Here is a 21,595-nt window from a genome sequence, read left to right on the forward strand (position 1 = left end):
GGCCCTGAAAGACTTTGACGGTGCGATGAAGGCAGACAGCGCTGCACCGCTGATCTTCACCGCCTGGCTCGACGAGTTCACGCGCGGCGTGATCGGCGACAAGCTGGGGCAGGAGCGGTTCAAGGGCCTTTACGGCAAGCGCCTGTTCCGCAATGCGGTGGAGGACATCCTGACCCGCGATGACCGAGGCTGGTGCGGGCCGACCGGCTGCGCCGTCGCCAGCACGGCCGCGCTGGGCCGTGCGCTGGACCAGCTCTCGCAGCAGCAGGGCGGCGACGTGAACGCCTGGCGCTGGGGCACGGCCCACCCGGCGTATTCGGTGCACAAGCCGCTGGGCAATGTGCCGGCGCTGGCGCGGCTGTTCGATGTGCGCCGACCCACCGGCGGCGACCCGTTCACCGTGAACGTGGGCCAGTACCACCTGGACAAAGCCGACGCGCCCTACGCCAACCGCCACGCGGCCAGCCTGCGCACGATCTACGACCTGGCCGATCCGGAGCAATCGCGCTTCATCTATCAGACCGGGCAGAGCGGCAACGTGTTCTCTAGCCGCTACCGGGATATGGCCGACGAATGGGCCGCTGTGCAATATCGGCCGCTGCAGCTGGCGCCCAAGGTCTGGGCCAGCCGCCTGACGCTCACGCCGTGAGCAGGCTGTCAGCAGTCACTTCAGGTTGCCCGACAGGAACTGCGCCAGGCGTTCGCTCTTGGGCGCGGACAGCACCTCGCGCGGCACGCCCTGTTCTTCGATGCAGCCCTGGTGCAGAAAGATCAGGTGGTTGGACACCTCGCGGGCAAAGCCCATCTCGTGCGTCACCACCACCATGGTGCGGCCTTCTTCGGCCAGGGTGCGCATCACGCGCAACACCTCGGTCACAAGTTCCGGGTCGAGCGCGCTGGTCGGCTCGTCGAACAGCATCACCTCGGGTTCCATGGCCAGGGCACGGGCAATGGCCACACGCTGCTGCTGACCGCCCGACATGTGGGCGGGGTACTTGCCCTCCACGTTGCGCAAGCCGACTTTCTCGAGGTACTTGCGCGCGGTGGCCATGGCTTCGTCCTTGCCTTTGCCCAGCACGTGCATCGGCGCTTCGATGATGTTTTCCAGCACGGTCAAGTGTGACCAGAGGTTGAAGTGCTGGAACACCATGGCCAGCTTGGCGCGGGCGCGCTGCAGCTGCTTGTCGTCGGCGGCCTTGAGCATGCCGTCCTTGGCGGTGACCAGTTGCAGTTCTTCACCGGCCACAATGATGCGGCCTTGCTGGGGCCGCTCCAGCAGGTTCATGCAGCGCAGGAACGTGGATTTGCCCGAGCCGGACGAGCCGATGATGCTGATGACATCACCCGCTTTGGCGGTCAGCGAAATGCCCTTGAGCACTTCGTGCGAGCCGTAGCTTTTGCGGATGTCGAGGGCTTCGAGTTTGGTGGTCATTGGCAGATTTTCAGGGGCTGAGCAGGTTGCCCGAGCGGATGGGGACGGCGCCGGCCACACGGCAGATTTCCATGCCGGTGGTGGCCCAGCGCAGGTTGTGGCGGGCGTAGATCACGCCGTCGGTGCGGGTGCTGATGGGTGTTCGGCGCTGGTGGAGCGGGTCCACGATGTGGGCGAGCACGTCACCCGCCTTCACCACGTCGCCCGGCTGGCGGTGGAACACCACCACCCCGGCGTGGGGCGCGTGCATGTCGTCGGTGGCGGCCAGCGCCGTCGGTTCGCACAAGGCTGGTGGCAGGGCAGGGGGCGGGCCCGCCAGCACCCCACGTTCGAGCAGGTAGTGGACGATGGCCTGGGCATCTTGCGCCGCGAGTTCGTCGGACACGTCGGTCTGGCTGCGCAGTTCCACCGTGGTGCTGGCGCAGGCGAGCGGGATGGGCGCACGGTCCTTGAAATGTTCTTGCAGGCGCCACCAAGGCCCAGACAAGGCTTCGTCAAACGAGATCAGCGGCCCTGAACCCCGCGCCCACAACAGGGCGCGGGCTCCGAGGTAGCGTGCCAGGGGGGCGATCTGGTCGATCATGGGTTGCTCGACGTAGAGGTGCATCACGGCTTCGAAGTCGCAATGCAGGTCCAGCACCAGGTCGGCGTCGTGCGAGAGCGTCATCAACACCTGGCGCTGGCTTTGCAGCTCGGTGGTGGGCGTCTGCGCGTCCAGCGCCTGGCGCATGGCGGCACGGATCAGGCGCTTGTTCGTCTGGGCATCGGGTCCGAGCTGATCGGCCACCACGTCTTTGACCAGGTTGAAGAAATCCGGGTAGTGGCGGTTGAAGTTCTCCATCGCGCCCAGCTCGAAGCGGCCGATCTGGTGGTGCATCACCGTTTGCGACAGACCGATGGGGTTGGCCATCGGCACCAGCACCACCTCGCCCAGCAGTTCGCCCTGGGCTTCGGCCGTTTCGAGCAGTCCGCGCAGGTGGTCGGCCACCAGCATGCCCGGCAGCTCGTCGGCGTGCAGACTGGCCTGGATGTAGACCTTCCGGCCTGTTCCTGTCGGGCCGAAATGCCAGCTCACCAGTTGGCGCTGGGTGCCCAGCGAGGGGGAGAGAAGAGGGTGCAGTTGCTGTTGCATCTTGAGCAGCGGGCGCAGGGCAGGGCCTGCCGCCCATTCAATGGGCTTGGGGCCGCAGGTAGGCCAGGAAGCGGCGTTCGAGCAAGCGGAAGACGTACACCAGGACAAACGTGAGCACGAAGTACAGCACCGCGACCACGATGAAGGGCTGGAACGCGAGGTAGTAGGTCTTGTAGATGGAATAGGCCGCGTTGGTGAGGTCGTACAGTGCCGGCACCACGCTGGCCAGCGAGGTGGCGTGCAGCATCATCACCACCTCGTTGGAATAGCCGGGCAGGGTGCGGCGCAGGGCGCTGGGCAGCACCAGCCGGAACATCATGTTCCATTTGCCGTAGCCGGCGGCCTGGGCGGCTTCGATTTCACCAGCGGGTGTTTCCTTGATGGCGCCGGCCAGCATCTCCACCGTGTAGGCACAGGTGTTGAGGGTGAAGGCCAGCACGGCGCAGAAGAACGGGTCTTTGAACCAGGTGAAGGGCCAGTGCGTGTCCCACAAAGCCTGCACCCATTCCAGCTGGGCAATCCCGTAATAGATGAAGTACACCTGAATCAGCAGCGGCGTGCCGCGCACCACGTAGGTGAACAGCCAGACCGGCCACCACAGCCATTTGCTGCTGGACACGCGCATCAGCGTCAGGGGCAGGGTCAGCAGACCGCCCGCCACGAGGCTGATGGTCAGCAGTTCCAGGGTGGCGATGAAGCCGGTCCAGTACAGCTCCAGGTTTTGTGGCTGGAAGATGATGGCGAACTTGTCCATCAGAAATCTCCCCGCTTCACGCCGACCGAGTACCGTTTTTCCGCCTTGCGCAGCAGGTAGAGGCTGATGCTCGAAATGAGCAGGTACAGCACGCCCGCAAAGGCCATGAAGATGATGGCTGCGCCGGGGATCTGACCGCGTGCGGCGGCGCCGGCCTGCTTGGCGAGGTTGGTGATGTCGGCCAGGCCGATCACCGATACGAGGGCTGTGGCCTTGAGCAGCACCAGCCAGTTGTTGGTGAAGCTGGGCAGGGCGAAGCGCACCATTTGCGGCAGCACCATGCGTCGGAAGGTGTAGAAGCGGCTCATGCCAAACGCCCAGCCCGCTTCGGACTGGCCCTTGGGCACGCTCATGATGGCACCGCGGAAGGTTTCGGTCATGTACGCGCCGTACACGAAGCCGATGGTCAGCACACCCGCCACGAACGGGTTGATCTGAGGGCCACGCCGAAAGCCCAACGCCTCGGCGATGTCATTGACCAGGATCTGCCCGCCGAAATACAGCAGCAGCATCCACACCAGATCCGGGACGCCCCGGATCACGGTGGAGTAAATATCGCCGACCCAGTTGAGCGCCTTGTAAGGCGATAGCTTCGCGGCCGCCCCGGCCAGGCCGAGGATGGCCGCCACGACCAGGGCGCCCAGGGCCACACCGATGGTGACAAACAGTCCCTGAAGAATGCTGAGAAGGTATGTCGTCATCGGATCGTGGCCACCGGGTGCTCAAAAGGCTCAGGAGCCCCAGATGTCCACGCCAGGGACGTGCTTGTCGGCCAGTTCTTTCCACTTGCCGTTGTCGCGGATCGCCTTGATGCCAGCGTCCAGTGCGTCGCGCAGAGCCGTGTCTTCCTTGCGGATGGCCACACCGGCGCCGGCACCGAAGTACTTGGCGTCGAATTCGACCGGGATGCGGCCGCCAGCGCAGCTGTAATCCTTGCCATCCGGGGTCGACAGGAAGCCACCGTTGACTTCGACCACATCGGCCACGGTGCCGTCCAGACGGCCGGACTTGATGTCCAGGTAGACCTGGTCTTGTGCGTCGTAAGGAACGATGGTGGCGCCAGCCGCCTTGAGTTCACCCATGGCGTACTTTTCCTGGGTGGAGGCCTTGAGCACGCCCAGCTTTTTGCCCTTGAAAGCGGCCGCTTCTGCACCCAGGTTCAGAGCCGTTTTGACCACCACGCACGACGGCGTGTTGTAGTACTTGCCCGTGAAGTCCACGGCCTGCTTGCGCTCTTCGGTGATCGACATCGACGAGATGATCGCGTCGTACTTCTTGGCTTGCAGGCCGGGGATCATGCCGTCCCAGGCCTGTTCCACGAACACACACTTGCTCTTGAGTTCGTCGCACAGCGCCTTGGCGACGTCGACGTCAAACCCAGCCGGCTCGCCAGCGTCTGTCTTGTACGTGAAGGGCTTGTAGGTGGGGTCGATGGCCACACGCAGCTCGGGCCACTGGCTCGGTGCGGGGGCCGGAGCAGCCGCTGCCGCGGGTGCTGCGGCGGGGGCGGCAGGCGGCTCCGACTTGCCGCAGGCCACCAGGCTGGCTGCGCCGATCAGGCTCAGGGAAAACAGTGCGTACTTCATCGTCAATGGTCCTTGTAAAAGGTGATGGGGTCGACCGGATTGGACTCCTGTCGAGCCTTCAGATTGTAGGTCTGGTGCGTCCACTTTCGGGAAGCACCAAACTGGTGTTTCCCCGCATGGGCCTCGGAAAAGCCTGGGTGATTCAGCAATATTCAAGCCGAGATTTTTATAGCTATTTTACTTTACATAATATACATCGTAGAACATTACCACATCACCCAAGAAATCCACTTTGTGGTCATCGATCCCAAAGAATTCTGGTCACCGAGACGTCCTCTTTGGCCACGCACTTGCCCGCACAGATGCGTTCCCCGATCCGCCGGGCCGTGGAGGCAACTGTCGCTACAGGCGAAGGCATTGCCATGCTTTGACCCTTACGTTGAGGAAACCGCGACCCGATGGCCCATCCTGAATGGCTCAGAAAAAAACCCGACAGGCCTGAACCTGTCGGGTTTCGGTTTCGATCGCAGACAGGGTCAGTCTTCGACGAAGGCTTCTTCGCGCTTTTTCTTGACCGAGGGCATCAGCACCACCGCCAGCAGAACCGCTGCAACGAACAACAGGCTGGCGGACAGTGGACGCGTGACGAACACCGACCAGTCGCCGCGAGAGATCAGCAGCGCACGGCGCAGGTATTCCTCCATCATCGGACCCAGGATCAGACCCAGCAGCAACGGCGCGGGTTCGCAGCCGAGCTTGATGAAGCCATAGCCGATCAGGCCGAACAAGGCCACCATCCAGATGTCGAAGCTGTTGTTGTTGGTCGAGTACACCCCGATGGCACAGAACAGCACGATGGCCGGGAACAGCCACTTGTACGGCACGGTCAGCAGCTTGATCCAGATGCCGATCAGCGGCAGGTTCAGGATGATCAGCATCGCGTTGCCGATCCACATCGAAGCGATCAGGCCCCAGAACAGCTCGGGGTTGCGGGTCATGACTTGCGGGCCGGGCTGGATGTTGTGGATGGTCATGGCACCGACCATCAGCGCCATCACGGCGTTGGGCGGGATGCCCAGGGTCAGCAGCGGAATGAAGGACGTCTGGGCACCGGCGGTGTTGGCGGCTTCAGGCGCCGCGACACCGCGGATGTTGCCTTGTCCGAACGGCACTTCGCCGGGCTTGAGCTTGGTCTTCTTCTCGATGGTGTAGGCCGTGAAAGCCGAGAGCAGCGCGCCACCGCCGGGCAGGATACCCAGTGCGGAACCCAGTGCGGTACCGCGCAGCACGGCGGGGATCATGTTTTTGAAGTCTTCCTTCGTCGGCATGATGCCGTTGACCTTGCCCGTGAAGACTTCGCGGCTTTCCTCGGGCTGCGACAGGTTGCTGATGATTTCGCCATAGCCGAACACGCCCATGGCAATCGCCAGGAAGCTGATGCCGTCGGTCAGTTCCGGAATGTCGAAGCTGTAGCGCGCCACGCCGGAGTTTACGTCGGTACCGACCAGGCCCAGCAGCAGGCCCAGGACGATCATGGCCAACGCTTTGAGCAACGAGCCGGAAGCCAGCACCACGGCACCGATCAGGCCGACGATCATGAGCGAGAAGTATTCGGCGGGGCCGAACTCCAGCGCCAGTTCGGTCAGCGGAGCGGCAAATCCGGCCAGGATCAGCGTGCCCACGCAACCGGCGAAAAACGAACCCAGGCCGGCAGCGGCCAGAGCAGGGCCTGCCCTGCCCTTGCGCGCCATCTGGTAACCGTCGATCACGGTCACCACGGACGACGATTCGCCGGGCAGGTTGACCAGGATGGCGGTGGTGGAGCCGCCGTACTGCGCACCGTAGTAAATACCGGCGAGCATGATGAGCGCGGCCACGGGCGGCAGGCCGTAGGTGGCCGGCAGCAGCATGGCGATGGTGGCCAGTGGGCCAATGCCAGGCAGCACGCCGATCAGCGTGCCCAACAGGCAGCCGATGAAGGCGTAGAGCAGGTTCTGCAGGGTGAAGGCAACGCCAAAACCCAGCGCGAGGTTGTTGATGAGATCCATGTGCGTGTCTCCTCGTGTTCAGTTCGCGAGGAACCAGGGCAGGACCGGGAACTGCAGGTTCAGCAGTTTCACGAAAGCGAGGTAGCTGCCCACGGCCAGGATGGCGGCCAGGATCAGCGATTCTTTGAGCTTTGCGCCTTCGCGGGCGTAGCCGGCCATGATCACCAGGCCGAAGATCGCCACGATCAGACCAGAGGCCGGCAGACCGAAGGCGGGAATGCCCACCAGCAGCGCACCGAACAGCAGGTTGGCGCCGAGGATGAACACCAGCGGGCGCCAAGCGACGGCGCCGATCTTGTCGCCACCGGGCGGGCCGGACTTGAAGGCGTTGAAGGTGACCAGCGACCCGAGCAAGACCAGGATCAGGCCCAGCATGAAGGGGAAGTAGCCGGGACCCATGCGGGCGGCATCGCCGATTTCATAACTCACAGCACCCCAGGCGAACGAGCCGCCCACCGCCATGAACATGAGACCGGACACAAAATCTTTCTGACTGGCCAAGGCCACGGTTATCTCCTTTGTAGTTAGATCACCGCGGATTCTGTGGGCCTTTGGCACTGTGCTCCATGTGGGTTACACCTACGGGCGTGCCGTTGGTGACAGGCAGGCCTTACCAGGTGCCGGTCGGCTGCCGGGACCGCAGTGCCGCCGTGAGCAGCCGGACAGCGTCCTTGCGCTCAGCACGCTGGGCAAAGTCCAGGGCGGTCAGGTTCTGCTCGTTCTTCAGGGTCGCATCGGCCCCCTCTTCCAGCAACAGCTGCACCACCGCTGGCGAGCCGTACTTGGCGGCCATCATGAGCGGGGTGGTCTTGTTGGGCGATTCGGCGTCGATGTAGGCGTGGTGTTCGAGCAGCAGGCGCACCAGTTCCAGCCCCACCGGTTCGGGGTTGGACGCGGCGTAATGCAGCGGTGCCCAGCCGGGTTTGTTGACCTCGGCCTTGCGCTCGATCAGCCGCTTGGCCAGTGGCAGATGGCCCTTGATCGCGGCCATCATGAGCGGGCTTTCGCCGCGCGGATTGCGGGCTTCGACCTGCACCAGCGGCTGCTCCAGCAGGAAGTCCGCGACCTTCAGCGAGCCTTCGCGGATCGCCACCAGCAGCGCATGGTTGCCCTGCTCGTCCCGGGTGTTGAGGTCAAAACCCCGCAGCACGAGCTTGACGACGGTGGACTCGTCGTCGCGCCGCGTGGCGGCGAAAAAGTCCTCGAACGCACCGGCATGGGCAGCGGAGAAAGCAGAACAAAATCCCGCCAATACAAGCAGCTTTCGCCATTTGTTCATGTGACACCTCATGTGAATTCAGGCGCTGATGCGTGTGAAAAGCTGGTCCACATTGGCGCTGGTGGCCCGGGCGACTGCTTCCACCGGTATGCCCTTGATCTCCGCGATCTGCTGCGCCACGTGCGGCACATAAGACGGGTTGTTGGTCTTGCCGCGGTACGGCACCGGCGCCAGGTACGGGCTGTCGGTCTCGATCAGGGTGCGGTCCAGTGGCACGAAGCGGGCCACCTCGCGCAGGTCGGCCGCGTTGCGAAAGGTCAGGATGCCCGAGAACGAGATGTAGAAACCCAGGTCGAGCGCGGCGCGCGCAACCGCCTCGGTTTCGGTGAAGCAGTGGAACACACCGCGCGAGGTGGGCAGGCCTGCGTTGGCCCCGCTGCCCAGCCCCCCGGCTTCGCGCAGGATGGCCAGGGTGTCGTCGGATGCGCTGCGGGTGTGGATCACCAGCGGCAGGTCGGTCTGACGGCCGGCCTGGATGTGGGTGACGTAGCGCTCGCGCTGCCAGGCCATGTCGGCCACGCTGCGACCGTTGAGGCGGTAGTAGTCCAGGCCCGTTTCGCCAATGCCGACCACGCGCGGCAGTGCGGCGCGGGTCAGCAGGTCGTCCAGGCTGGGTTCGCGCACGCCCTCGTTGTCGGGGTGCACGCCGACGGTGGACCACAGTTGCGCATGGCCGGTGGCCAGCGCGTGCACTTCGTCAAACTCTTCCAGGGTGGTGCAGATGCACAGAGCCCGGTCCACTTGCGCCAGTTGCATGGCGTCGAGGATGGTGGGCAGCTGCTCGCGCAGCTCGGGAAAACTCAGGTGGCAGTGGGAATCGGTGAACATCCACCGAGCATAAAGGCAGCGCTGCCCTGCCCTGGCAGCGCGGGTCGAATGTTCAGATGGTCTGGGTGGGCTTGTCCGAGCCCAGCGCCGTGCCCAGGATCTCTTCGATCTTGAGTTTGAGCTGGCGCGACTTTTCGTCGGCCGGGAAACGGATGCCCACCCCCTGGGTGCGTCCGCCCTGCGATTTGGCTGGTGTGACCCAGGCGACCTTGCCGGCCACCGGTTATCGTTGCGGGTCGACAGGCAGGCTCAGGAGCACATACACATCATCACCCAGGCGGTAGTCGCGCGAAGACGGGATGAAGATGCCCCCGTCGGCGAACAGCGGGATGTAGGCCGCGTACAGCGCGGCCTTCTCCTTGATGGAGAGCTGGATCACGCTCGGGCGTGCTGACGCCGCCGAAGGAGTGGAAGAAGTGCTCATATGTCGCCGGAGTTTAGCGGCAAAGCCCGGTCGCAAGCCCTGCAACAACCTGAGGTTGACCCCGCAGATCGTGGGTTGCGTCCGGTGGCGGCGGGTTCGCACGCCCCATCAGGGCCGCGCTGGTCGGGCGCGCAGCACCTGGCGGGTCCGCACGGCCCAGGCTTCCTGCATCAGGCCAGCGTTGAACGGATGTTCCACGGTGCGGGCCGCGGCCATCAGTTCTTTGGACCAGGCCGCCAGCAGCGCCATGCGCGGCGCAGCGGGCAGCTGGTCGGCCTGGAAGTAGCGGGTGGGCGCGCCGGCTGCGTGGGCCATGAGGTCGTGGCACAGCTTCTGCAGCACCTCTAGCTGTTGCGCGGCGGGCCAGTCGCCCATGGCCGCCCAGTCGCCGCGCGCCAGCGCCGCCGGCAGTTCAGCCCAGGTCTTGGCGTTGAGCCCGCCCGCGCCCCAGGCCAGGGCGTCGCTGGGCCTGCCACCGGCGGCCTGCAGCCAGACCCTGGCCTGGTCCCGGCTGGGCGCGCTGGCCCCGCGCGCTGCGGCCTGTTGCAGCAGCCAGTCCAGCGCCTCGTCTTCGGTCGGCCAGACCATGGCGTGGCCCTGGCAGCGGCTGCGGATGGTGGGCAGCAGCTGGTGCGTGGACTCGCAGGCCAGCACAAAGCGCGTGTCGCCCGGCGGCTCTTCCAGCGTCTTGAGCAGCGCGTTGGCGGTCACGTGGTTCATGCGCTCGGCCGGGTACACCAGCACCGCCAGGCCGCGCCCGCGGGCACTGGTGCGCTGGGCAAAAGCCACGGTGTCGCGCATCGCCTCGACGCGGATGTCCTTGCTGGGCTTGCGTTTCTTGTCGTCGATCTCTTTCTGCGCAGCCTCGGGCAGCGGCCAGCCCAGCTCCAGCATCACGGTCTCGGGCATGAGCACCACGAAGTCGGGGTGGGCGTGGCTGCCGATCAGGTGGCAGCTGCCGCAGGTCCCACAAGGACCGTCCGCCGTCGGTTGCTCGCACAGCCAGGCCTGGGCCAGCGAAAGCGCCAGTTCGTACTGGCCCAGGCCGGACGGGCCTTGCAGCAGCCAGGCGTGGCCACGCTGGGCCAGCAGCGGTGTGAGTTGGCGCTGGATCCAGGGTGCGCGGCTCATGCGGCACCGCCTTGGGGCAGCTTTGCGAGCCAGCCACGTGTCACCACAGCCTGAGCCACGTCCTGCCAGACCTGTTCGCGCGGCTGGTCGGCGTTGATGCGAGCGAACCGTTGAGGCTGGGCGGTGGCGCGGGCCCCGTAGCCGGCGATGACGCGCTCAAAGAACGCAACGGGTTGGGCCTCGAAGCGGTCGGGCGCGCGGGCGTCAGCCAGGCGCGCAGCGGCTATCGCTGCAGGCAGGTCGAACCAGATCGTCAGGTCGGGCTGTCGAATGGTGCCATCGGCGAGCGCGGGCACGGCTTGCACCCAGCGTTCCAGCGTGCTCAAGGTGGTCAGATCGAACCCGCGCCCTCCCCCCTGGTAGGCGAAGGTGGCGTCGGTGAAGCGGTCGCACAGCACCACCTCGCCACGGACCAGGGCCGGTTCGATCACCGTCACCATGTGGTCGCGCCGTGCGGCGAACACCAGCAGCGACTCGGTCAGCGGGTCCATGGCATCGCCCAGCACCAGCGCGCGCAGCTTTTCGGCCAGCGGCGTGCCGCCGGGTTCGCGCGTCAGCGTCACGGTACGGCCCTGGGCCCGGAAGGCATCGGCCAGCCCGGCGATGTGGGTGGACTTGCCGGCGCCGTCGATGCCTTCGAAGCTGATGAACAGGCCAGTGGATGGAGCGATCATGGGGGTCATCGTTGGAGCTGGTAGCGCCGCACGGCGGCGTTGTGCTCGGTCAGGCTGGCGCTGAAGTGGCTGCTGCCATCGCCGCGCGCCACGAAGTAGAGCGCGGGCGTCTGCGCCGGTTGCACCGCGGCCATGAGCGAGGCCCAGCCGGGCATGGCAATGGGGGTGGGTGGCAGGCCCGCACGGGTGTAGCTGTTGTAGGGGGTGTCAGCCAGCAGATCGGCCTTGCGCAGGTTGCCGTCGAAGCGTTCGCCCAAGCCGTAGATCACAGTCGGGTCGGTCTGCAGGCGCATGCCGATGCGCAGGCGGTTGTTGAACACGCCCCCCACCAGGGCCCGATCGCTGTCCACACCGGTTTCTTTTTCGATGATGCTGGCCAGGATCAGCGCCTGCTCGGGCGTTTGCACCACGGCGCCGGGCGCACGCTGGGCCCAGGCCTGGGCCAGGCGCTGGTCCATGGCCTGGGCGGCCTGGCGCAGCACGCTGGCCGCGCTGGCGCCACGCACCATGCGGTAGGTGTCGGGGAAGAATCGCCCTTCCGGGTGCCGGCCCGGGTAGCCGATGCGGGCCATGATGTCGGCCGCGCTCAGGCCCTCCAGGTCCTGCGCCAGGTCGGGCGACTGGCGCACCGCCTGCAGAACCTCGCGGAAGTTCCAGCCTTCGACCAGGGTCAGGCTGCGCAGCGCCTGGTCCCCTCTGACCAGCTTGTCCAGCAGGCTGCGAGGTGTCAGCCCGGCGTCCAGCTCGTAATGGCCGGCCTTGATGGACCGCGACTGGCCCGACAGCCGGAACCAGGCGAACAGCAGCAGCGGCGGCGTCTGCACCCCGGCGTCGACCAGGGTTTGCGCGGCAGCGCGGGCCGACGAGCCCGCCTCGATCTGCACCGGCAACGGCAGGTCGGCGCCGTTGGCGGCCTTCATATCCAGGGGGCGCTGCAACCACCAGACGGCCGCGCCCGCCAGCAGCACGGCCGCGGCGGTCAGGGCGAGCAGCAGTGTTTTGAACAGACGCATGGCGGACAACGGGGGAAGGTGGAAGGGCTGGACGGCGGTGCCAATGCACCGCCACGGCAACCGGGAAAGACGCCGGGCATGATAATCGCTGACCCGTTTTCAACCGCCTGCCGCCGACCATGACCACCGCCGCTTCCACCGCCCCGGCCATTGCCCACACCCCCAGCGCCACCGCCCTGCGTTCGCTGGGCGTGATCCGTGCCCAGGGGGAAGAGGCGGCCAAGTTTCTGCACGGCCAGTTGACCCAGGACTTCTCGCTGCTGGGCCTGTCAGAAGCCCGGCTGGCCGGGTTCTGTTCGGCCAAAGGGCGTCTGCTGGCCAGCTTTGTGGGCTTCAAGCGCGCACACGATGACATCCTGCTGCTGTGCGGCCGCGACGTGCTGCCCGCCACGCTCAAGCGCCTGTCCATGTTCGTGCTGCGGGCCAAGGTGCAGCTGAGCGACGCCACCGATGCGTTCCAGGTCTGGGGCCTGAGCGGCACCGATGCGGCGGCCCGGCCTTGGAGCAAGACCGATGGCGCCGACGGCAGCCAGACCGTGGTGCTGTACCCGGCGGCGGGCCTGGGCCGTGCGCTGTGGGTGGCGCCGGTGGACGTGGCCGCCCCTGCCCTGCCACCGCTGGAGGCCGCCCAGTGGGACTGGCTGGAGGTGATGAGCGGGGTCGCACACGTGAGCCAGCCCATCGTCGAGGCCTTCGTGCCCCAGATGCTGAACCACGAATCGGTGGGGGGCGTGAACTTCAAGAAAGGCTGCTACCCCGGCCAGGAGGTGGTGGCGCGCAGCCAGTTCCGCGGCACGCTCAAACGCCGGGCCTACCTGGTGTCCAGCGACGCGGCACTGTCGGTGGGCCAGGACGTCTTTCACAGCAGTGACGCAGAACAACCCTGCGGAACCGTGGCCGCGGCGGCGCCCCACCCGGCCGGCGGCTGGAACGCCATCGTCTCGATGCAGACCAGCGCGGCCACCGATGGTGCGCTGCACGCCGGCAGCGCCACCGGGCCAGCGCTGGGCCTGTTGCCCCTGCCCTACCCGTTGCTCGAAGACATTTGAGCGCCAGAGCACCGGCGCCATGTGCCTGATCGCGTTTGCCATCGGCGCCCACCCGGCCTGCCCCCTGCTGCTGGCCAGCAACCGCGACGAGTTCTTTGATCGACCGACATCGCCGCTGCACCGCTGGCCCGATGCACCAGCAGGCATCTGGGCCGGGCGCGACCAGCGTGACGGCGGCACCTGGCTGGGCATCAGCGAAGCCGGCCGCGTGGCACTGCTGACCAATGTGCGCAGCGCCCAGCCGGGGCCAGGCGCGCGCAGCCGCGGAGAACTGGCCACCCGCTGGCTGGAGGGCTCCAGCGACTTGAACACCTTCGCCACCGGCCTGGAGCCCGGCGCCTATGGCGGATTCAACCTGGTGGTGGGCGACCTGCGCCGAGGCCAGTGGACCTGGCTGTGCAACCGCGATCCGGACCGCCCCCACACCGATGTCGCTGCCGCCCTGCACCGGCAGGATCTGGCTGCGGGTGTTTATGGCCTGTCCAACGCGGCGCTGGACACACCCTGGCCCAAAACCCAGCGCCTGAAAACGGCGCTGTCCCAGGCCATGGAGGCGCTGGACACCGATGCCGCCTGGTTGCCCCCGCTGCAGGTCGCGCTGGCCGATGACCGGCCACGTCCCCTGGCCGACCTGCCCGCTACCGGTGTGCCGCCGGACTGGGAGCGCGCTTTGTCCAGCCCTTTCGTGCACGCGCCGGACCACGGCTACGGTACCCGCAGCAGCCTGGTGATGCGCGTACAGGCCGATGACAGCCGACACCGCATCGACCTGCACGAATGGACCCACTCGCCCGCCGGCTGGAGCACTGCAGCGCCGGCCCGGCACCAACTGAGCTGGTGACGAGCGTGCGGGAGGTGCCCCGCATCAGCGGCGGGGCGTGGGGGCAACAGGGCCGGCCGCCGGGCCGCCCCCAAGGCGGGCCCAGCGCCGTTGGGGGGCAACGACCCGCGCAGCGGTGGGGCGTGGGGGCCGACCGACCGCAGCGAAGGGCCGCCCCGAGCAAGGTCAGCCCCCTTGGGGGGCAGCGACCCGCGCAGCGGCGGAGCGTGGGGGCTACATCACTTTTGCAATTGCGGCCACAGGCCCGGCGGAATGCCATTGAGCATGGCCTGGCGCTGCTCGGGCGGAGTGGCCGCCAGGGCGGCGCGGAAATACTCCATGGCCTTGGCCACGTTGCCCTTGCCGATCCAGGCGTTGCCGATCTTGGCGTCGCCGTCGGCTTTGGTGGCCGGCCAGCCTTTGGTGCGCAGTTCAATCGACTTGATCGCCAAGTCCCAGTCCTGCGCACGCATGGCCAGCACGAAGCCGGTGTTGACCATGTCGTAGTCGTACTTGCCGGCGTTGATGTCTTCGCGCGCGATCGCCAGCGCCTTGGGCTCGTTGCCGTTGCGGCTGAGCAGGATCACCTCCAGCGACCGCACCGATGGCGCGTTGGCCTGGATCTTCTTGGCGCGTTCGAGCATGGCCATGGACTTGTCCGGCTCGCCCATCTGGGCGTAGCCGCGCGCCACGTTGGTCATGATGGCGGCCACGTACGGCCGTGAACCGAGCACCGATTCCCAGATCCAGACCGCGTTCTTCCAGTCGCCCCACTTGGCCAGTTCGTCCGCCACCATGGGCGTGATCTTGCGGTAGTGCTGGTTGATGGCGATGCCTTCTTCGATCAGGCGCAGCATCTCCTCGCGTTGCGGAATCCACTTGGGGTTGTTGTAGTCGCCCGACTGGCTGACCAGCAGCGCGATCTTGGTGGCGCGCACGATCAGGCTCTCGCTGGCCGCGGCCTGCTGGGTGATGAAGCTCGCCAGCGCCAGACAGCCCATGGCGGTGACCGCCGCCACCTGCGAGAACACCGGCTTCCACGGCAGGCGGGCGGCGGCGGTCCAGCCGCGCTGCGCCAGGCGTGCGTCGGACGCGGCCAGGATGGCCAGGAACAGTGCGAACAGCGCGCCGGTGCTGGCCATGCGCCACGGGAAGCCCGCGTTGCTGACGATCAGGAACGCCAGCAGCCCGGCCAGCGTGACCGCGCGCAGCAACCCTTCTTCCCGTTCATCCGACGTCGCCTGCAGACCCCAGGTGCGCCAGGCCGCGCGCAGCAAATAGGCCACCAGCGCCAGCAGGAAGATCCAGCCCACCAGCCCGTATTCGGCCAGCAGCTGCAGGATCTCGTTGTGCACGTAGTAGTCGGTTTCCAGCTGCGAGCCTTCATCTTGGTAGAGCGGAATGTCCACTTCCCAGGCGCCGGCCCCCACACCCGTCAGCGGGCGCTGATGGATGATGCGGCCGGTGGCCTTCCACATGACCCAGCGCACCGAGAACGAGCGCTCGGTGTATTCCTCGGTCTGCGTCATCGACTTGGCGCGGGCAAAGCTGCGCTCCAGCGCGTTCAGACCGCGGCCTTCGAGCCGGTTTTCTTCGATCAGTTTGGGGTTGCCGGTGCTGATCAGGCCCAGGCCGAGCACGCTGATGAGCAACACCCCGGCCGCCAGGATGCGCGTGCCCGACTCCCAGCCCTTGAAGGCCAGTTGACCGCGATAGCGCCACAGGATGACCGGCGTGACCACCGCCAGCGCCAGCAGCGCCAACAACGCCGAGCGCGTGCCGGTCATGAACATGGCCACCAGGTTGAAGCCGAGCGAAAACGCCAGCAGCGCCACCGTGGCGCTGTTGCGGGCACGCACCAGCAGCCAGACCGAGAACGGCAGCGTGCAGACCAGGAATTCCGCGAAGAAGTTGCGATTGACGAAGGTCGACGCCGGGTTGGGGCCCTGCGGGAAAAAGGACATGTCGGTCCAGAACTGCAGCGCGGTCCAGAGCGAGGCAACGAAGGCGCCGGTGTGGATGCCCCAGGCCAGCAGCGGCATGCGCTCGCGGTCCAGCGTGTTCAGGCCCAGCCAGACGATGAGCGTGAAGATGAACCAGCGGATCGCCTCGACGCCGGCCAGGTAGGTGTGCGACCAGACCATGCTGCCCAGCGCGTACAGGGTCAGCATCAGCGGCAGCCAGACCAGGGCGTGCCAACGCAGCGCGGTGTCGCGGTTGCGCTGGTTCCAGAAGAAGAACAGCGCGGCCGCCAGCACGGCGAACGACACCACGATGGACTTGAGCGTGTCCTGCAGCATCAGCTCGTTGGGCACGCCCAGAGCGGGCGCCAGGAACATCATCAGCGCCAGCAGGGCCACGGTCCAGTCGCCCTTGAGCACCTCGGTCGGCAGCGGCAGCCCTGTCGCACCCGTCGGGCCGCCGGTCTGGCGTGCGACTGGACTGGCCGCGGGGGGCGGTGCAACCGGCGCCGGACGGGGGGACGGGGTGGCACCACCGACGGGTGGCGTGTTGCGCTTTTTCTTGGCCATGGGAGAGCAGGTCAGCAGACAGAAGCATGGGTCGTGGGCAGGGTGCTCACGGCCGGGCGCACCCGCCGACATGGCGAGTACAAAAGTCCGCTATTGTCGCTCGCTCCACGTGGCCTGCCGGCCGCGCGAGCGCGGTCCGGTCACAGCGGCGTGACCATCTCCACATGGCTCACGCCTGCCTCCACAAACGGCTCGCCCCGGCGCTGCCAGCCCAGACGGTCGTAAAAGCCTTCGGCAGTGCGCTGGGCGTGCAGCATCAGCTCGCGGTCGCCCCGGGCCCGTGCGGCTTCGGTCAGGGCCTGCAAGAGTTGCCGCCCCACCCCGCCACCGCGCAGCACCCGGTGCACCGCCAGACGGCCCACCTGTGCGGTGCCGGCCTGCGCGGGCAGCAGGCGCCCGGTGGCCACGGCCTGGCCCAGCCGGTTGTAGGCCACGGCGTGCAGCGCCTGGCCGTCGGCCGCGTCCTGCTCCAGATCCTTGGGGATGCCTTGTTCCTGCACAAACACCTCGTGGCGGATGCGCTGGGCGTCCGGCCCCAGGTCGGCCCAGGTCCCCACCTTGAGGTCGAGCACGGCCTCGCCCGCCTCGTAGCCGAGCAGGATGTCGCGCAGCGCCTTTGGCACCGGTCTGGAGGTTTGCGTGGCCGGATCGGCAAACACATACACGATCTCACCGGAAATCAGGTGCTGGTCGCCCCGGAAGATGGCACCGGTGAAGGTCATGGACGAGGTGCCGATGCGGCTGCACTTCATGGCCACCTCAATCTGGTCGTCCACATGCGCCGAGGCATGGAACTCCACCGTGGCCTTGACCACGTACAGGTCGCCTTCCAGGCTGTCCATGGCTTCCTGGTACGGCAGCGCCAGGGCCCGCCAGTAGTCGGCGATGGCGGTGTCGAAGTACATCAGGTAGTGGGCGTTGAAGACGATTTTCTGCATGTCCACCTCGGCCCAGCGCACACGCAGTCGGTGAAAGAAGCGGAAGTCGGATCGCTTGAGCGTCATGTCTTGTGCTCCATCATGGGCGGCAAAGCCCGATTATTTGGCGGCCAGCTGGATGCTCCAGAACGCCAGAAAGCCGGCGAACAGCACCAGGGTCGAGATCGGTTTTTCTTCGACCGTGTGGGCCTCCATCAACAGCTCTTCGGTCACCAGGTACAACAACGCGGCCGCACTGAACGCGAGCACGCCGCCGATCAGCTGCTGCGAGGCGCCTGCCAGCAGCACGCTGCCCAGCGCCGCAAATGCCAGCACAGTGAGACCCAGCGCGGCCGACAGGCCGATCACCCGCCAGCCTTTGACGGTGTCCGACGCCAGCGCCAGCCCCAGGAACAGCAATTCGACCGACAGGCCGAGCGCGAGAATCGTCCCCGCTTCACCGTTCGCCGCGAAGCCGGCTCCGATGATGAAGCCGTCCGTGGCCACGTCGATGAACGTCGCCAGCAGCAGGCCCAGGCTCAGGCCTTGTGCCGCGTGACTGGCCTCGGCGCCGTGTTCCAGCCGCAGGGTCCAGAGCTTGATACCGTACATGAACAGGCTGCCCAGGGCGAACGATCCGATCACGACGCCAGCGCTCGCGTGCTCGCTGGCGATGTCCGGCAGCAACTCCACCGCGAGCGCGGCCAGGATGACCCCGGCCGCGAAATGCTGGACCAGGCTGCGGAACTGGTGCGATGGGTTCCAGAGGGCGGCAAGCACGCCGCCGGCGGTGGCTACGGCCGCCGGGACGGCCATGATGAGGAGCTGGTGACGGTTCATGGTGTTGGTTGGGTGGACAGCGGGACCGCGGGAGCTGGAGTACAACCGAACAGCCTAGCCGGTGCGCATTAACCGCGCCTTAGCCAACCGCCCGATCAGCCGAAGGCATGGCGCAGCGCGCGCGCGGCGTCGTTGTGGGCGGTCAGAGCTGTGGGGATCGCCCTGCCGAACTGGATGAAACCGTGCACCACCCCCGGGTAGATCTCCAGGTCCACCGGCACACCCGCCATGCGCAGGCGGTCGGCGTAGGCCACGCCTTCGTCCACCAGCGGGTCGCATTCGGCCAGGCCGATCCAGGCCGGGGCGACGCCGTCCAGGTCGCGCACATCGCCCGATGCGTCCACGCCGTCCAGCGGGGCAAAGCGCCAGTCGTTGCGGTCTTGCGGGTCGCGCAGGTAGTGGTTGAAGAAGTAGCGGATGTGCGCTTCTTCCAGCAGGAAGCCCTTGTCGAAAGTCTTGTGGCTGGCGGTGTTCTGGTGGCCGGCGGTGCCGGGGTAGAACAGCAACTGCAGCGCCAGCGGCCAGCCGGCGTCGCGGGCGCCGATGGCGGTGACCGCGGCCAGCGTGCCGCCCGCGCTGTCGCCGCCAACGGCGATTTTGGAGCCGTCCAACTTCAAGGCTGTGGCGTGCTCGCGCAGCCAGGCCAGGCTGTCCCAGGCGTCGTGCACGGCCGTGGGGAACTTCCATTCCGGCGCCAACCGGTAGTCCACAGACACCACGGCGCATTGCGCCAAATGAGCAAGGTGCCGGCACAGCGGTTCGTGGGTGGCGACGCTGCCCACCGTGAAGCCGCCGCCATGGAAGTACAGCAGCACGGGCAACGGGTGGTCGGCCGCCGGTGCGTACAGCCGTGCCTGGAGCGTGTGGCCGTCGCGTGCGGCAAAGCTCAGGTCTTCGACGCGGTGCAACTTGTGCGGCGGAATGTCCAGCACGCCGGCTCCCGCTTCGTAGGACAGACGGGCCTGCGCCGGTGAAAGCGCGTACATGGGCACATGGCCGGCGCGGGCGACGCGGTCGAGCATGCCGCGCATGGCTGCACTCAAAAGCGTTCGGGGGTTCGGGTGGTGCGATGACATGGGCCGGCATTGTGGCTGTCTTTTGCGTGACCGGCTGACGGGTTTGCGACCTTGGGCTGACCGGGCAGCACCCGTATAGTTTTCCATCCCCCCCCAACGAGCGAGACAAGCCATGGCGCAGATCCTGTACATCACCAACATCCTCATCGACTTCGGCGTGTTGACGCAACTGCCCGCCGAGTGCGAACGCGCCGGCATCCGCCGCCCCCTGATCGTCACCGACGCTGGCGTGAAGGCCGTGGGCCTGCTGGACAAGGCTTTGGCCGCCCTGCCCGGCTGGCAGCCAGCGGTGTTCGACCAGACCCCCAGCAACCCGACCGAAGCGGCCGTGCGCGCGGCGGTGGCCATCTACAAAGCCCAAGGCTGCGACGGCCTGATCGCGCTCGGCGGCGGCAGTGCCATCGACTGCGCCAAGGGCACCGCCATCGCCGCGGCGCACGAAGGCCCGCTCAAGACCTACGCCACCATCGAAGGCGGCTCGCCCAAGATCACCGCGGCCGTACCGCCGCTGATCGCCATCCCCACCACCGCCGGAACCGGCAGCGAAGTTGCGCGCGGCGCCATCGTCATCGTGGACGACGGCCGCAAGCTGGGCTTTCACAGCTGGCACCTGGTGCCCAAGACCGCCCTGCTCGACCCCGAACTCACGCTGGGCCTGCCGCCGCTGCTCACGGCTGCCACCGGCATGGACGCCATCGCCCACTGCATGGAAACCTTCATGGCCGCACCCTTCAACCCGCCGGCCGACGGCATCGCGCTCGACGGCCTCACGCGTGGCTGGGCGCACATCGAACGCGCCACCAGCAACGGGCAGGACCGCGAAGCCCGCCTGAACATGATGAGCGCGTCCATGCAAGGCGCCATGGCCTTCCAGAAAGGCCTGGGCTGCGTGCACAGCCTCAGCCACAGCCTGGGCGGCGTCAACCCGCGCCTGCACCACGGCACGCTCAACGCCATGTTCCTGCCCGCCGTCATCGCCTTCAACGCCGCGGCCGAGAGCGTGCAGAAAGACCGGCGCCTGGAACGCATGGCACAGGCCATGGGCCTGGGCAGCGCGGCCGACCTGGGCCCCGCCATCCGCGACATGAACGCCCGCCTGGGCCTGCCCACCGGCCTGGCCGCCATGGGCGTGACGCCGGATCTGTTCGACAAGGTGATCGAAGGCGCGCTGGCCGACCACTGCCACAAGACCAACCCGCGCATCGCCAGCGTGGACGACTACCGCGGCATGCTCGAAGCGTCGATGTGAGCGCGCCGGGCGGGCGACTGTTTCAGTCCAGCCCGTGATCGGGCATCTTCGCGCCCACGTGCACCTCGCCCCGGGCTTCGGCCAGTTCCACCTGGCGCTGGCGCTCGGCCAGGTGGGCTTTTTGCTCCGGGGTGCGCTGGTCGTGGCAGTGGGCGCAGCTCACGCCCTTGACGTAGTGCGGTGAGGCCTTGTCCGCCGCGCTCAGCGGCCAGCGGCAGGAGCGACACAGCTCGTGCGGCCCGGGCTGCAGGCCGTGGCCCACGCTCACGCGTTCGTCGAACACGAAGCACTCGCCCTCCCAGGTGCTCTGCTCGGGCGGCACTTCTTCCAGGTACTTGAGGATGCCGCCTTCGAGGTGGTAGACCTCGTCGAAACCGCGCATCTTCATGAGCGCGGTGGATTTTTCGCAGCGGATGCCGCCGGTGCAGAACATCGCCACCTTGGGCTTTTTGTCGCCCTGCAGCGCGGGCTGGGCGTCCAGCCAGGCGGGCAGCTGGGTGAAGGTCTTGATGTCCGGATTGACCGCCCCCTTGAAGGTGCCGATGGCCACCTCGTAGTCGTTGCGGGTGTCGATCACCAGCACGTCCGGGTCGGCCAGCAGCGCGTTCCAGTCCTGTGGCTTCACGTACTGGCCCACGGTCTTGTTCGGGTCCAGTCCGGGCACGCGCAGGGTGACGATTTCGTTCTTCAACCGCACCTTCATGCGCGAGAACGGCGGTTTGTCGGCCCACGACTCTTTGTGTTGCAAGCTGGCCAGGCGCGGGTCGGCCCGCAAGTGCGCCAGCACCGCGCGCACGCCCGCTTCGGGTCCGGCGATGGTGCCGTTGATGCCCTCGCGCGCCAGCAGCAGCGTGCCCTTGACGGCGTTGGCC

General features: G+C 66.9%; 21 protein-coding genes and 1 pseudogene. 4 read left to right on the forward strand and 18 right to left on the reverse strand.

Annotation, left to right across the window (positions count from 1 at the left end; all coding sequences use genetic code 11):
- Nucleotides 1-649: penicillin acylase family protein (locus tag ACR2JA_RS09550; RefSeq protein WP_434008852.1), on the forward strand; the 649-nt coding region annotated here is incomplete at its 5' end.
- Nucleotides 650-664: 15 nt separating this feature from the next.
- Here ACR2JA_RS09550 and ACR2JA_RS09555 read toward each other — a convergent pair.
- From ACR2JA_RS09555 to mltG, 13 genes and pseudogenes are all read right to left on the reverse strand, one after another.
- Nucleotides 665-1,432 (reverse strand): ABC transporter ATP-binding protein, encoded by a 768-nt coding sequence (locus ACR2JA_RS09555; RefSeq protein WP_434008853.1) that lies wholly within the window; start codon nt 1,430-1,432, stop codon nt 665-667.
- Between the two features lie 10 nt (nt 1,433-1,442).
- Complete coding sequence (locus ACR2JA_RS09560) at nt 1,443-2,564, reverse strand: succinylglutamate desuccinylase/aspartoacylase family protein (RefSeq protein WP_434008854.1); 1,122 nt, start codon at nt 2,562-2,564, stop codon at nt 1,443-1,445.
- 37 nt (nt 2,565-2,601) lie between these two features.
- Nucleotides 2,602-3,318: an ABC transporter permease gene (locus ACR2JA_RS09565; protein WP_434008855.1), complete on the reverse strand. Its 717-nt coding sequence runs from the start codon at nt 3,316-3,318 to the stop codon at nt 2,602-2,604.
- Nucleotides 3,318-4,019 carry an ABC transporter permease gene (locus ACR2JA_RS09570; protein ID WP_434008856.1) on the reverse strand — a complete coding sequence of 234 codons (702 nt, stop codon included), beginning with the start codon at nt 4,017-4,019 and terminating at the stop codon, nt 3,318-3,320. Before ACR2JA_RS09570 ends, ACR2JA_RS09565 begins: the two co-directional genes overlap by 1 nt.
- Nucleotides 4,020-4,049: 30 nt before the next feature.
- Nucleotides 4,050-4,904 (reverse strand): transporter substrate-binding domain-containing protein, encoded by an 855-nt coding sequence (locus ACR2JA_RS09575; RefSeq protein ID WP_434008857.1) that lies wholly within the window; start codon nt 4,902-4,904, stop codon nt 4,050-4,052.
- A 476-nt stretch (nt 4,905-5,380) separates the two neighbouring features.
- On the reverse strand, nt 5,381-6,892 hold the full coding sequence (locus ACR2JA_RS09580) for a tripartite tricarboxylate transporter permease (RefSeq protein ID WP_434008858.1): 1,512 nt from the start codon (nt 6,890-6,892) through the stop codon (nt 5,381-5,383).
- An 18-nt stretch (nt 6,893-6,910) separates the two neighbouring features.
- Nucleotides 6,911-7,399 (reverse strand): tripartite tricarboxylate transporter TctB family protein, encoded by a 489-nt coding sequence (locus tag ACR2JA_RS09585; protein WP_434008859.1) that lies wholly within the window; start codon nt 7,397-7,399, stop codon nt 6,911-6,913.
- A gap of 103 nt (nt 7,400-7,502) precedes the next feature.
- Entirely contained in the window at nt 7,503-8,171 is a 669-nt protein-coding gene (locus tag ACR2JA_RS09590; RefSeq protein WP_434008860.1) for an ankyrin repeat domain-containing protein, read from the reverse strand.
- Between the two features lie 18 nt (nt 8,172-8,189).
- Nucleotides 8,190-8,999 carry a TatD family hydrolase gene (locus ACR2JA_RS09595; RefSeq protein WP_434008861.1) on the reverse strand — a complete coding sequence of 270 codons (810 nt, stop codon included), beginning with the start codon at nt 8,997-8,999 and terminating at the stop codon, nt 8,190-8,192.
- Between the two features lie 52 nt (nt 9,000-9,051).
- Nucleotides 9,052-9,423, reverse strand: a pseudogene (locus ACR2JA_RS09600) (PilZ domain-containing protein).
- 108 nt (nt 9,424-9,531) lie between these two features.
- Complete coding sequence (locus tag ACR2JA_RS09605; RefSeq protein WP_434008862.1) at nt 9,532-10,554, reverse strand: DNA polymerase III subunit delta'; 1,023 nt, start codon at nt 10,552-10,554, stop codon at nt 9,532-9,534.
- Nucleotides 10,551-11,228 (reverse strand): dTMP kinase, encoded by a 678-nt coding sequence (tmk, locus tag ACR2JA_RS09610; protein ID WP_434008863.1) that lies wholly within the window; start codon nt 11,226-11,228, stop codon nt 10,551-10,553. The genes ACR2JA_RS09605 and tmk overlap by 4 nt, the downstream gene beginning before the upstream one ends.
- A gap of 5 nt (nt 11,229-11,233) precedes the next feature.
- Nucleotides 11,234-12,241: an endolytic transglycosylase MltG gene (mltG, locus tag ACR2JA_RS09615; protein ID WP_434008864.1), complete on the reverse strand. Its 1,008-nt coding sequence runs from the start codon at nt 12,239-12,241 to the stop codon at nt 11,234-11,236.
- Between the two features lie 119 nt (nt 12,242-12,360).
- On the opposite strand from mltG, the gene ACR2JA_RS09620 reads away from it, so the two are divergent.
- Complete coding sequence (locus tag ACR2JA_RS09620) at nt 12,361-13,290, forward strand: YgfZ/GcvT domain-containing protein (protein WP_434008865.1); 930 nt, start codon at nt 12,361-12,363, stop codon at nt 13,288-13,290.
- Between the two features lie 19 nt (nt 13,291-13,309).
- Nucleotides 13,310-14,131: an NRDE family protein gene (locus tag ACR2JA_RS09625; RefSeq protein WP_434008866.1), complete on the forward strand. Its 822-nt coding sequence runs from the start codon at nt 13,310-13,312 to the stop codon at nt 14,129-14,131.
- A 218-nt stretch (nt 14,132-14,349) separates the two neighbouring features.
- On the opposite strand, the gene ACR2JA_RS09630 is transcribed toward ACR2JA_RS09625, so the two are convergent.
- From ACR2JA_RS09630 to ACR2JA_RS09645, 4 genes are all read right to left on the reverse strand, one after another.
- Nucleotides 14,350-16,641 carry an O-antigen ligase family protein gene (locus ACR2JA_RS09630; RefSeq protein WP_434008867.1) on the reverse strand — a complete coding sequence of 764 codons (2,292 nt, stop codon included), beginning with the start codon at nt 16,639-16,641 and terminating at the stop codon, nt 14,350-14,352.
- A 140-nt stretch (nt 16,642-16,781) separates the two neighbouring features.
- Nucleotides 16,782-17,645 (reverse strand): YbgC/FadM family acyl-CoA thioesterase, encoded by an 864-nt coding sequence (locus ACR2JA_RS09635; protein ID WP_434008868.1) that lies wholly within the window; start codon nt 17,643-17,645, stop codon nt 16,782-16,784.
- A gap of 33 nt (nt 17,646-17,678) precedes the next feature.
- Nucleotides 17,679-18,398: a ZIP family metal transporter gene (locus tag ACR2JA_RS09640; RefSeq protein WP_434008869.1), complete on the reverse strand. Its 720-nt coding sequence runs from the start codon at nt 18,396-18,398 to the stop codon at nt 17,679-17,681.
- Between the two features lie 95 nt (nt 18,399-18,493).
- Nucleotides 18,494-19,429: an alpha/beta hydrolase gene (locus ACR2JA_RS09645; protein WP_434008870.1), complete on the reverse strand. Its 936-nt coding sequence runs from the start codon at nt 19,427-19,429 to the stop codon at nt 18,494-18,496.
- Nucleotides 19,430-19,586: 157 nt separating this feature from the next.
- Here ACR2JA_RS09645 and ACR2JA_RS09650 point away from each other — a divergent pair, with 157 nt between their 5' ends.
- Entirely contained in the window at nt 19,587-20,723 is a 1,137-nt protein-coding gene (locus ACR2JA_RS09650) for an iron-containing alcohol dehydrogenase (RefSeq protein ID WP_434008871.1), read from the forward strand.
- A 22-nt stretch (nt 20,724-20,745) separates the two neighbouring features.
- On the opposite strand, the gene ACR2JA_RS09655 is transcribed toward ACR2JA_RS09650, so the two are convergent.
- The coding region (locus ACR2JA_RS09655; protein WP_434008872.1) for a rhodanese-related sulfurtransferase at nt 20,746-21,595 on the reverse strand (850 nt) is incomplete at its 5' end.

The sequence above is a fragment of the Hydrogenophaga sp. genome (assembly GCF_051007235.1).
Taxonomy (GTDB): domain Bacteria; phylum Pseudomonadota; class Gammaproteobacteria; order Burkholderiales; family Burkholderiaceae_C; genus Hydrogenophaga.

Coding starts and splice junctions, on each gene's coding strand:
- ACR2JA_RS09555 (WP_434008853.1), bottom strand. CDS start 1,432: ATGACCACCAAACTCGAAGCCCTCGACATCCGCAAAAGCTACGGCTCG.
- ACR2JA_RS09560 (WP_434008854.1), bottom strand. CDS start 2,564: ATGCAACAGCAACTGCACCCTCTTCTCTCCCCCTCGCTGGGCACCCAG.
- ACR2JA_RS09565 (WP_434008855.1), bottom strand. CDS start 3,318: ATGGACAAGTTCGCCATCATCTTCCAGCCACAAAACCTGGAGCTGTAC.
- ACR2JA_RS09570 (WP_434008856.1), bottom strand. CDS start 4,019: ATGACGACATACCTTCTCAGCATTCTTCAGGGACTGTTTGTCACCATC.
- ACR2JA_RS09575 (WP_434008857.1), bottom strand. CDS start 4,904: ATGAAGTACGCACTGTTTTCCCTGAGCCTGATCGGCGCAGCCAGCCTG.
- ACR2JA_RS09580 (WP_434008858.1), bottom strand. CDS start 6,892: ATGGATCTCATCAACAACCTCGCGCTGGGTTTTGGCGTTGCCTTCACC.
- ACR2JA_RS09590 (WP_434008860.1), bottom strand. CDS start 8,171: ATGAACAAATGGCGAAAGCTGCTTGTATTGGCGGGATTTTGTTCTGCT.
- ACR2JA_RS09595 (WP_434008861.1), bottom strand. CDS start 8,999: ATGTTCACCGATTCCCACTGCCACCTGAGTTTTCCCGAGCTGCGCGAG.
- ACR2JA_RS09605 (WP_434008862.1), bottom strand. CDS start 10,554: ATGAGCCGCGCACCCTGGATCCAGCGCCAACTCACACCGCTGCTGGCC.
- tmk (WP_434008863.1), bottom strand. CDS start 11,228: ATGATCGCTCCATCCACTGGCCTGTTCATCAGCTTCGAAGGCATCGAC.
- mltG (WP_434008864.1), bottom strand. CDS start 12,241: ATGCGTCTGTTCAAAACACTGCTGCTCGCCCTGACCGCCGCGGCCGTG.
- ACR2JA_RS09620 (WP_434008865.1), top strand. CDS start 12,361: ATGACCACCGCCGCTTCCACCGCCCCGGCCATTGCCCACACCCCCAGC.
- ACR2JA_RS09625 (WP_434008866.1), top strand. CDS start 13,310: ATGTGCCTGATCGCGTTTGCCATCGGCGCCCACCCGGCCTGCCCCCTG.
- ACR2JA_RS09630 (WP_434008867.1), bottom strand. CDS start 16,641: ATGGCCAAGAAAAAGCGCAACACGCCACCCGTCGGTGGTGCCACCCCG.
- ACR2JA_RS09635 (WP_434008868.1), bottom strand. CDS start 17,645: ATGACGCTCAAGCGATCCGACTTCCGCTTCTTTCACCGACTGCGTGTG.
- ACR2JA_RS09640 (WP_434008869.1), bottom strand. CDS start 18,398: ATGAACCGTCACCAGCTCCTCATCATGGCCGTCCCGGCGGCCGTAGCC.
- ACR2JA_RS09645 (WP_434008870.1), bottom strand. CDS start 19,429: ATGCGCGGCATGCTCGACCGCGTCGCCCGCGCCGGCCATGTGCCCATG.
- ACR2JA_RS09650 (WP_434008871.1), top strand. CDS start 19,587: ATGGCGCAGATCCTGTACATCACCAACATCCTCATCGACTTCGGCGTG.